12 protein-coding genes and 2 tRNA genes are annotated in these 9767 nt (G+C 67.1%); 8 read left to right on the top strand and 6 right to left on the bottom strand.

Going from position 1 to position 9767, the window contains the following annotated elements:
- From gyrA to FNH05_RS04210, 4 genes are all read left to right on the top strand, one after another.
- Nucleotides 1-2242: DNA gyrase subunit A (gene gyrA / locus FNH05_RS04225; RefSeq protein ID WP_144585934.1), on the top strand; the 2242-nt coding region annotated here is incomplete at its 5' end.
- 11 nt (nt 2243-2253) lie between these two features.
- Complete coding sequence (locus FNH05_RS04220) at nt 2254-2973, top strand: DUF3566 domain-containing protein (protein ID WP_144585933.1); 720 nt, start codon at nt 2254-2256, stop codon at nt 2971-2973.
- Nucleotides 2974-3003: 30 nt separating this feature from the next.
- A tRNA-Ile gene (locus FNH05_RS04215) sits at nt 3004-3077 on the top strand.
- 240 nt (nt 3078-3317) lie between these two features.
- Entirely contained in the window at nt 3318-3788 is a 471-nt protein-coding gene (locus FNH05_RS04210) for a hypothetical protein (protein WP_144585932.1), read from the top strand.
- Nucleotides 3789-4075: 287 nt separating this feature from the next.
- Here the strand turns inward: FNH05_RS04210 and FNH05_RS04205 are convergent, their stop codons facing one another.
- The 3 genes from FNH05_RS04205 to FNH05_RS39095 form a co-directional block, all read right to left on the bottom strand.
- Nucleotides 4076-4435 carry a hypothetical protein gene (locus FNH05_RS04205; RefSeq protein ID WP_144585931.1) on the bottom strand — a complete coding sequence of 120 codons (360 nt, stop codon included), beginning with the start codon at nt 4433-4435 and terminating at the stop codon, nt 4076-4078.
- Nucleotides 4436-4546: 111 nt separating this feature from the next.
- Nucleotides 4547-5611 (bottom strand): MerR family transcriptional regulator, encoded by a 1065-nt coding sequence (locus FNH05_RS04200; protein WP_144585930.1) that lies wholly within the window; start codon nt 5609-5611, stop codon nt 4547-4549.
- On the bottom strand, nt 5608-5898 hold the full coding sequence (locus FNH05_RS39095; protein ID WP_246127519.1) for a CsbD family protein: 291 nt from the start codon (nt 5896-5898) through the stop codon (nt 5608-5610). Before FNH05_RS39095 ends, FNH05_RS04200 begins: the two co-directional genes overlap by 4 nt.
- A gap of 124 nt (nt 5899-6022) precedes the next feature.
- On the opposite strand from FNH05_RS39095, the gene FNH05_RS04190 reads away from it, so the two are divergent.
- Both FNH05_RS04190 and FNH05_RS04185 read left to right on the top strand, forming a co-directional pair.
- On the top strand, nt 6023-6211 hold the full coding sequence (locus FNH05_RS04190; RefSeq protein ID WP_144585929.1) for a DLW-39 family protein: 189 nt from the start codon (nt 6023-6025) through the stop codon (nt 6209-6211).
- Nucleotides 6212-6238: 27 nt separating this feature from the next.
- Nucleotides 6239-6311 (top strand) — tRNA-Ala (locus FNH05_RS04185).
- Between the two features lie 203 nt (nt 6312-6514).
- On the opposite strand, the gene FNH05_RS04175 is transcribed toward FNH05_RS04185, so the two are convergent.
- Together FNH05_RS04175 and FNH05_RS39980 are read right to left on the bottom strand one after the other, a co-directional pair.
- The gene (locus FNH05_RS04175; protein ID WP_246127518.1) at nt 6515-6961 is read right to left on the bottom strand and encodes a hypothetical protein; all 447 of its coding nucleotides are present in this window, start codon (nt 6959-6961) and stop codon (nt 6515-6517) included.
- A 358-nt stretch (nt 6962-7319) separates the two neighbouring features.
- Entirely contained in the window at nt 7320-7580 is a 261-nt protein-coding gene (locus tag FNH05_RS39980; protein WP_186382369.1) for a bifunctional DNA primase/polymerase, read from the bottom strand.
- 243 nt (nt 7581-7823) lie between these two features.
- Between FNH05_RS39980 and FNH05_RS04165 the strand changes: the two genes are divergently transcribed.
- Nucleotides 7824-8804: a hypothetical protein gene (locus tag FNH05_RS04165; RefSeq protein ID WP_144585927.1), complete on the top strand. Its 981-nt coding sequence runs from the start codon at nt 7824-7826 to the stop codon at nt 8802-8804.
- Between the two features lie 216 nt (nt 8805-9020).
- On the top strand, nt 9021-9176 hold the full coding sequence (locus FNH05_RS37815) for a hypothetical protein (protein WP_186382368.1): 156 nt from the start codon (nt 9021-9023) through the stop codon (nt 9174-9176).
- On the opposite strand, the gene FNH05_RS04160 is transcribed toward FNH05_RS37815, so the two are convergent.
- Nucleotides 9173-9760 (bottom strand): flavodoxin family protein, encoded by a 588-nt coding sequence (locus FNH05_RS04160; protein ID WP_246127516.1) that lies wholly within the window; start codon nt 9758-9760, stop codon nt 9173-9175. The two genes, FNH05_RS37815 and FNH05_RS04160, sit on opposite strands and share 4 nt — an antisense overlap.
- Nucleotides 9761-9767: the final 7 nt, after the last annotated feature.

The raw sequence follows: 9767 nt of genomic DNA, 5'->3' as shown, positions 1-9767 counted from the left end.
GCCCTGGTCGATGCGCTACCCGCTCATCGACGGTCAGGGCAACTTCGGTTCTCCCGGCAACGACCCGGCCGCCGCCATGCGGTACACCGAATCGCGGCTGGACCCGCTGGCCATGGAGATGCTGCGGGAGATCGAAGAGGAGACCGTCGATTTCTCGGACAACTACGACGGCCGCACGCAGGAGCCGGACGTCCTGCCGTCCCGCATTCCCAACCTGCTGGTCAACGGCACTTCGGGGATCGCGGTCGGCATGGCGACCAACATCCCGCCGCACAACCTCCGCGAGGTTTCGGAAGGCGTGATCTGGGCGCTGGACAACCCGGAGGCGAGTGAGGACGAACTTCTCGCGGCTCTGCTGCAGCGCGTCAAGGGCCCGGACTTTCCGACCAAGGGCCTGATCCTCGGCACCTCCGGTATCCAGGACGCCTACCGCACCGGCCGCGGCTCGATCCGGATGCGCGCGGTGGTCGAGGTCGAGGAGGACGTCAGGGGCCGCACCACCCTGGTCGTCACCGAACTCCCGTACCAGGTCAACCCGGACAACCTGGTGGAGAACATCGCGAGCCTCGTCCGCGACGGCAAGCTCACCGGGATCTCCGACATCGCCGACGAGTCGAACAGCCGCCGCGGTATGCGCATCGTGGTCACGCTGAAGCGTGACGCGGTGGCGAAGGTCGTGCTGAACAACCTCTACAAGCACACCCAGCTTCAGTACAACTTCGGCGTCAACATGCTCGCCCTGGTCGACGGCGTGCCGCGCACGCTCCGGCTCGACCAGGTGGTGCGGCACTACATCAAACACCAGATCGAGGTCATCGTCCGGCGCACCCGGTACCGGCTGCGCAAGGCCGAGGAACGGGCCCACATCCTGCGCGGCCTGGTCAAGGCGCTGGACATGCTGGACGAGGTGATCGCGCTGATCCGCCGGTCGCCGACGGTCGACGAGGCCAGGACCGGCCTGATCGAACTGCTCGAGATCGACGAGATCCAGGCGACCGCGATCCTCGACATGCAGCTGCGCCGGCTGGCCGCACTGGAACGTCAGAAGATCATCGACGAACTGGCCGAGATCGAGGCGAAGATCGCCGATTTCCGGGACATCCTGGACCGGCCCGAGCGGCAGCGGCAGATCGTCAAGGACGAGCTGACCGAGATCGTCGAGAAGTACGGAGACGACCGGCGCACCCAGATCATCCCGTTCGACGGCGAAGTCTCGATCGAGGACCTGATCGCCGTCGAGGACGTGGTCGTCACGATCACGCGGACCGGCTATGCCAAGCGCACCAAGACTGATCTCTACCGCTCCCAGAAGCGGGGCGGCAAGGGCGTCCAGGGCGCACAGCTCAAGCAGGACGACATCGTGCAGCACTTCTTCGTGTGCTCCACGCACGACTGGATCCTGTTCTTCACGAACAAGGGCCGGGTGTACCGCGCGAAGGCCTACGAGCTGCCCGAAGCCAACCGCAGCGCGCGGGGCCAGCACGTGGCCAACCTGCTGGCGTTCCAGCCGGACGAAACGATCGCGCAGGTCATCCAGATCCGCGACTACGAGGCGGCACCGTACCTCGTGCTCGCCACCCAGCGCGGGCTGGTGAAGAAGACCAAGCTCGGCGAGTTCGACTCGAACCGCTCTGGCGGGCTCATCGCGATCAACCTGCGCGAAGGCGACGAACTGGTCGGCGCGGTGCTGGCCGGTCCCGAGGAAGACCTCCTGCTCGTTTCGGCCGAAGGACAGTCCATCCGCTTCCACGCCACCGACGAGGCGCTTCGCCCGATGGGCAGGCCCGCCTCCGGGGTGCTCGGCATGCGGTTCAACGACGGTGACGAGCTGCTCGCACTCAACGTCGTCAAGCCCGACACGTTCCTGCTGGTCGCGACCGATGGCGGGTACGCGAAGCGCACGGCCATCGAGGACTACCCGGTGCAGGGCCGCGGCGGGAAGGGCGTGCTGACCATCCAGCACGACACCAAGCGTGGCAGGCTGGTGGGGGCGCTCGTCGTCGAAGCCGACGACGAGCTCTACGCCATCACCTCCAGCGGCGGTGTGATCCGGACCGCCGCCGAGCAGGTGCGCAAAGCGGGCCGGCAGACGAAGGGCGTCCGGTTGATCAACCTCGGCGAAGGCACGACGCTGCTCGCCGTGGCGCGCAACGCGGATGAGCCCTCGGACGTCGGTAATGGTGACGACAATGAAGGAGACGACACCGGTGCGCAGGTCGAGCAGCCCGACAGCGCCGGGTAAGGACTGAGTGAGTGACTTCGCCCGAGACTCCGGAAACATCCACGACCAACGGTGAGCCGGCCACGCCGCCGTGGCAGCGGGTGAGCAAGGACACCCCCGACGATTCCGCCAAGGAAGCCACCGCGAACGCCGATGCGCCAACGCAGTGGCTTCCGGGCGGCCAGGCCGGGGAAAGTGTGTTGTACTCGGATACGGACGGTGCCGAGCGACCGGTGGTGACCGGTACCGCGGCCAAGGGGATGTTCGGCAACCCCGGCGGGCCGTCCGAGGAAACGTCGGGGCTGAAGGGGCAGGAACCAGTGAGCGTCGCCGGCACCGGGACCAAGCGCGCCACACCCAGTGCCCTGCGCCGCCCCGGCCGGGGGCCTCGGCGCGCCAGTCTGCAGGTCAAGCGGGTCGACCCGTGGTCGGTGCTGAAGCTGTCCCTGGTCCTCGGCGTCGCGTTGTTCTTCGTCTGGCTGGTCGCGGTCGGCGTGCTCTACACCGTGCTGGACGGCATGGGCGTGTGGGACAAGCTGAACGGCACCTACTCGTCGCTGGTCTCCGGGGACGCCGGCAACGCGCCCGCGGAACCGTTGATCAGCGCCGGGCGCGTGTTCGGCATCGCCGCGATCCTCGGCGCGATCAACATCGTGCTGCTCTCGGCCCTGGCCACGGTCAGCGCGTTCATCTACAACGTGTCCGCTGACCTGGCCGGAGGCCTTGAAGTGACCCTGGCTGAACGGGAGTAGAGGACATCCTGTAGTCTTCTGTCGTTCCCGGGGCCCATAGCTCAGGCGGTTAGAGCGCTTCGCTGATAACGAAGAGGTCGGAGGTTCAAGTCCTCCTGGGCCCACCGAGGTCAGAGGCCGGTCCGCGCATGTCGCGACCGGCCTTCGTCGGTTCTGGGTGACTAGCGTCTGAAGCGCCGTGATGCGGTGCTCGCACACCTAGCTCTCCACTGGCTAGGTGCACTGATCTCGGCGACGGTGCGTGCCCGCCGTGAATTCCGCGCGGCCGGAACCGGCCAGCCGAGTGAATCGCGGCGACGGGAGATGAGAGGCTCGCACCCACCCAAGATCCTCAGGAGCCTCGTTTGTCAGTGCCACAGGGCTTCCCTCCGCCCATCCCCGTGCCGGTCCGGCGCCGGGCGAACCTCCCGGCCGGTGCGGTCGCGGCCGCCCTCGCGGGCTGCACGGCGATCGCGCTGGTGTGGTTCGTCCTCGCGAACGTGCTGATCGGCGGCCCGTTCCACGAGTGGTCGGGCATGGTGTGGCTGAACGTCGTGGCCGGCCTGGTCTCCGCGTTCGTCCTGGTCGTGCCGGTCGCCTTCCTGCTCGCGCGGCGCGTCTGGGCGGCGTGGACACTGTTTGGGCTGTGCCTGCTGTACGTGGTGGCGGTTGTGGTCGTGCCGATGCCGCCGGGGACGAGTTTCGGCGCCCACCTCGACTTCGTGCTCGGTTTCCACAAGAGCAACGGGGTTCCGATCGGGCTGGCCACGATCTTCGCGTTCCTCACCGCGATCGCGGCGGTCGTCTCTGCGACGGTGCGGCCGCCGCGCCGCTGACCCGGCAGTGGAAAAGGGCGGTTCGAGTGCACTTTGGCTCTGTAGTACTCGTTCCCCGCGTTGAGCGCTGGAGGTGACTCAGCGCAGGTTCAAGTCCTCCTGGGCCCACCCGAGTCAGAGCCCGTTTCCCGATCAGGGGAGACGGGCTCAGTTTGTTTGATGGCCTTGTCGGTAGCCCGCCACACCTTGAGCTGGTGACATCGCACGCGGTCGGTCGTCCGGAAATTCGGAAGATCGAAGGCCGGCCCGCGGAGTACGCGAACCGGCCTTCGTGTGTCCGTGCCGGGTTAGGTACCCACGGTGGTGAGAGCACGTTGGTACTCGTCAAGCCACCGCCGGATGCTGTCGCCGACGGCGAGCATGTCGAAGCGGTAGTGCTCGGCGAGCACGCTGCCCTGCGCCAGCAGATCGCGGAACTCCTGATCCTCCAGTAGTTCGAAGATGTGGGTCACTTCTCCCTTGAGGATGAAGAATCCGGCCTCGACCTCGGAGTCACCGCTCGCGAGCATGAAGGGCTCGAAGAAGGTCAGTTTCCCTTCCGTGACGAGACGGCGGTAGTACTGGCCTGATTTCTCGAACAAGCTCAGGGACTCCTTTTCCCGTCCCGGCCTCGGCATGCCCCACCTGATCAGGATTCCGGTTTCCATGGGTACCTCCTTCGACGTTCCTTGCCTCCACGGAACACATTCCGGCTCAGGTCGGGCAAGGGGCGTAGGTCCCGTACCCGTGGGGAGAACCCGTTCGTGGCAAGGGACTGGTCAGCACACGTCCGCGACGACACAGGAGACGTTGTCCGTACCGCCGCGGCGATTGGCCAGGTCGACGAGCCGACGCACGGCTTCGCCAGGGTCGGCCACTTCGCGCATCACCTCGATCAGGTGGACTGTGCTCACCGCGCGGTGGAGTCCATCGGAACAGAGCAGGTATCGGTCACCAGGCCGGGTTTCGCGCAGTTCGATGTCCGGTTCCGCGGTGCCACGGCCGTGGAGCGCCTTGACGAGCAGCGTGCGCTGGGGGTGGGATTCGGCTTCCGCCTCGGTGAGGCGGCCCTCGTCGATCATCGCCTGAACGAGGGTGTGGTCGTGCGTGAGCTGGAACAGGCGGCCCTCCCGCAGGAGGTACACGCGGGAATCCCCGAGGTGGACGAGCCCCAGTTCCGATCCGGACCACACGATCGCGGTCAGCGTCGTCCCCGCCTCGCTCTCGCCCGTGGACAGCTCCCGCACGGCCCGGCCGGCTCGCTGGACGGCGGCGCCTAGCGCGTTGAGCAGCTCGCCGGCCGGTACGGCCCGGTCGAGGGGTTTGAGTGCTTCCACCGCGAGCGCGCTGGCGCGTTGCCCTGCCAGGTCCGGGCCGAATCCGTCGGCCACGGCGAGCAGGTGCGCTCCGGCATGGGCGGCGTCCTGGTTCGAGGCGCGGACGAGGCCGCGGTCGGACAGGGCGGCATAGCGGATGGCGAGCGGTGTCATGGGTTCTTCCTTCCTCGAGAGGTGATCGATGAGGAAGGTGGCCAGCTCGCGGCGGGCCCGGAGGTCCGCCTCCACCTGGCGCCAGTACGCGGTGATCTCCTCCGCCGCGGCCTCGGCGTCGAGTTCGCAGACGACCTTGATCCGCGCCAGCGGCATCCCCAGTCGCCGGAGCCAGGCCACCAGACGGGCCCGCGCGAGCTGTTCCGGAGCATAGAAGCGGTAACCGGAGGCCTCGTCCACCGTGCACGGGCGGAGCAGGCCGAGTTCGTCGTAGAGCCGCAACGCCTTCGCGGACAGGGCCGAGGCCCGGGCGAAGGCTCCGATCGTCAGCAGTTCCCCGCTTGCCTTCCTCATGCCGCACACTGTGCGGCCTGCCCCTTGGGCAAGGTCAACGAAAACGGCTCTACCAGCGAAGACGCTGGTTCCACGTGGAACCAAGGAGGCCGGCCGGGTTCCTTCCCCAGCCGGCCTCGAGAGTGCGAACCACTATTGCTCGGCACGCTGACGCGCCCCTTCGGCGCGCGCCCGTAGTCCTGCTGGGTGCGGCCCTCACGCTGGGCCGAGTCGTTGCCGAAGGTCGTGCCGATGGCCTCCTTGACCCGGCCCTTGATGCCTTCCTGGCGGTCTTCGCGGTCGGTCATTTCGGATCTCGTTCTGTTGCCGGTATTTCGGCGCTACCCGCCGGTGGTGGGACTACGCGTTCACCCCGGACGGGGGTGCAGTAGCATCGGTGTGTCAGCCGAAACATCGAGAATGGGGCTTCAGGTGAAGAAGCTGTTGGCGCTCGCGGTCATCGCGGGTGGTGTGCTGTTCGTCATCAAGCGCAACAAGGACGCCAAGGCCGAAGCTGACCTGTGGCGTGAAGCCACCGCCCCGACGGAGAAGCCGCTGGGGGCAGTTTCGTCCAACGGCAGCGCGCCGGCCAAGGCCGCGGGCGCAGGCCACAACAACTGAACTCCCGCGGGCAGCCAGCCCGCGTCCGGGGCTGTAGCTCAATTGGTAGAGCACTGCTTTTGCAAGGCAGGGGTCAGGGGTTCGATTCCCCTCAGCTCCACATAGTTTTGAGTCCGATGAGGGCCAGGTCAAGGGGTATTTCCCCTGATCTGGCCGACGGCCGTTCTGGCGACTCGTCGTCTCCTGCGCCCTTGATCCGGCCTGGGTTCCGCTTGACTATGTGGTCCTCGTCCACCGCCGTGGTGAAAATGGCGCGGAGCAGCCGGTACGCCTTTGCGACCGTGGGTGCGCCCACTCCGTTTTTCAAGAGAGTGCTCCGCCAACGCCGCACCGTCGCTTCCTGGCGAAGGTCGGGATGGTGACCACAGCGGACAGGGCGGCGTCGTAGCGCAGGGCCGGGCGGCCCCGCTGGTGTCCGGCGTTGAGCAGGCCCCGGAGTTCTTCGTTGCTGTCGCCCGCTTTCGGCCCGAAGATCGTGTCGGCCTCGTCGACCAGCAGGGCCGGCGGGTCACCGGTGATCGACCGGTACACCGCGGCGGGGCTGGCGTTGACGGTGATCAGCGGGTTATGGCAGGTGGCCTCCACCACGTCGAGCAACCGCGACTTCCCACACCGCTTCTCCGGTGCCCGGATGACCAGCCGGGGCGCGCACGCCCAGGCGGGTTGCGCATGGCTGGCCGCGATCCACAGCGTGACCGCAACCCCGCGGCGAGCCCGGCCGTGGCGTACTGCACCCGCACGGGTATCCACACCACGCCGGCGGCATCCCTCCGGGCGTGGTTGATGTGGCGGGGTGTGCGGGCGCCATAGGTCAGGGCGGAGTTCAGGACGGCGGAGATGCCACGTTCGGTGCAGCCGCACCGGCCGGTGACATGGGAGGCAAGGGCTTGCTGCATAAGGGCGGCGTGGGCGGCGGCGTGGGTGAGGTGCCCGCCGCCGACCAGTTCCCCGATAGCGCGCCCGGCGGCCATCTGCGCGGCATTGTGCTGCCCCTGTGGTGCCCTTGCGAGACGTTCACACTCGCCGGTCAGTGCCGTAGACGGCCGTTCGGCAAGTAGCCGGTGTAAACCACCCCGGCAACTCGACCGGTTCGACATCGCGGGTTAGCTCATAGACCCCGGCCGGGGTGGTCGATCCGGGGATGAGGACTTGCCCAGCCGACGCCGCGGGTGTCGATCAGCCACCCCGCCCTGTGGTGGGTATTGCCCAGCCGGGCGTTTGTGGGTTGGCGGAAGTAGAGGTGGGTGCCGCCGGAGGGGGTCGCCACGGTGTAGGTGTCGGGGATGGTGGCCCCGGCCTCGGCCGCGAGGTGGGCCAGGACCTGTGCTCCGCTCGCGATCCCCCGACTCCGCGGCGAGGCGTTCGGCACTGTTGGCCGCTGCCCGCAACCCTGCCGCGCCCGGGATTGCGGCGAGGTCTCCAAGCGGGCCGTAGGCCCGCATCAGCTTGGCGAGCACCTGGCCGACCTCGTGGACAGCCATCATCAGTATCTCGGAGGCCAGGACCCGTAGCCGTTCCGTACCGGATGTTCGGAACAAGGCGCCTACGCCATTCGACGTACCTGGGGGATGTCAGCGAGGTTGCGTAGAGTCACCGTGCTGTGGATACGACTGTGGACACAAACGTCATCCTCTTCCAGGTAAACGGTAGGGATGACGACCTGCTTCGGGGAGCGGCGCCCGCCAAGGCCGAGGACGCTGTCCGGCAGGCATGGCGCCAGGTACAGGAGGAGCGGCCGATCCAGGCAGCCGAGATAACCCGGGTGCACAGCATCTGGCAGGCATCACGGATGGATCGGGTCTTCCTGGCCGGGACTTTTCGCGGCGCCGAGTACACCTATCAGTTCGATCGTCCCAAGGGCGATGACTGGAGTGAGGCCTTCGAATTCGCGGGCAAGGTGATGGCACGGGCCGGCGAGCTCATGGAGCTGGAACGTGGCACGGAGACGTTCCTGAAGGCCGAAAAGGATGGTGAATGGTTGCCGATCCTCCACACCTACGACGGCCCGTTGAAGATCTACGCTTCCTTGCCGCTGGCGGACGGCAGGCTGCACGTCGGGTTCGCCAAGACAACGATCATGCCCAACGGTCGGATCGGCATGTCCCACCTCCTACGAAACAGGTTCGAGGAGATGAGCGAGGCCGAGTTCTTCGAGTTTGCTGGCGAAGCACTCGGCAACCTCAAACGCGGGCTCTCCTTCACGGGACATTCGGACGAGGAGAAGGGACTCCTACTCACTCTGGAGCGCCGCGACAACAACCTGTGCGCAGGGTCCGCGATCGTACTGGGCGACTTCCACGAGAAGACGGCCGAGAAGGTCGGCGAGGACAAGCTGATCGTGGGCCTGATCAGCCCGGACCATATCTACGTAGCGGGCGCGAGTTCGGGTTGGGTCGAGGAGATCAAGGGCTGGGTCCGTACCTCGCCCGATACGAGCGGCGACCTGGTTCCCAGCGCCCTGCTGATCGACGGTCCCGGAAGCATGGAAATCATCGCCGAGCGTCCCACCGGGCGAGTGCCCGCCGACACACCGACCGGGCGGGGACAGCTGGTCGCGGGCGTGTTGAGTATGTGCAGGTCAAGCGGTGTATAGGTTCGGACCTTTGTAAGGCAGGGGTCAGGGGTTCGATTCCCCTCAGCTCCACCCGGATCCTGTTCGATGGCCGTTGGCCATCGACCCGATGTCCCGTTCTGCTGTGAGGGCCGAGCCCCCACAGCCCCACGGCATGTGTTTCTCCCGACCCAGCGTGGCCTGATCAGGCGCTTCGTACATTGAGGCGCCGCACGCCGCTTGTCATGGCGTGCGGCGGTGTCGGCGGTCGCAGTGATGGTGTCCTGTCTGGCCGGCTTTGTGATCGTCGTGGCGGGCACCACTGTCGAGGAACGGTGGCGACCGCCCGCCGATGGCGCCTCCTCGCGGCTGCGGCAGAAGTTCGGACAACGGGTGTACGGCAGCTACGCCTAATTTGGACGGAAGTAGTCGCTGGTGAAGAACGAGTCGGCCTTCGACAGGGCTTTGCCGTCTCGCCAGATGTCACCAGGGCGGTTGGCGTAGCCGAGGAGTGCGCCACCCCAGTGCATGCCGAGGTAGTCGGCGGTGCTGCGCAGGGTGTCGACCAATGGGCTCGCCTTGGCGGGGTCTTCCTCGCTGAGCGCGGTGATCGCCCACAGCGTTTTGCCTGCCATCCGGCTGCGGAAATCCAGGCCGGGCACGCGCATCCAGCCCGCCCAGTAGTCGAGATACAGCTTCACGCTCGCGCTGACGCTGTACCAGTACAGCGGCGAGGCGATGACGAGGTCGGTGGTTTCCAGGGTGGCGTCGAGCAGGGTTTTCGCGTGTCCGGTGGGCTGAGGGTAGACACCGTCGCTGCCATGCCGGATGTCTTCGAAGGCGGGTAGTGGGAGGTCGCGGAGCCGCAGCCATCGCTGGTCGGCACCCGGCGGCAGCTTTTCGGCGGCCCGCCGGGCCAGATGCTCGGTGTTGCCACCGGTGCGGGCGCTGCCCAGCAGGAAGAGGAAGTCGCGGTTGTTTTCGTCGTTCACAGACACGCCAGGT

Origin of the sequence: Amycolatopsis rhizosphaerae (assembly GCF_007713715.1) — a bacterium.
Classification (GTDB): Bacteria; Actinomycetota; Actinomycetes; order Mycobacteriales; family Pseudonocardiaceae; genus Amycolatopsis_E; species Amycolatopsis_E rhizosphaerae.
This window is presented reverse-complemented; position numbering and strand designations above follow the sequence as displayed.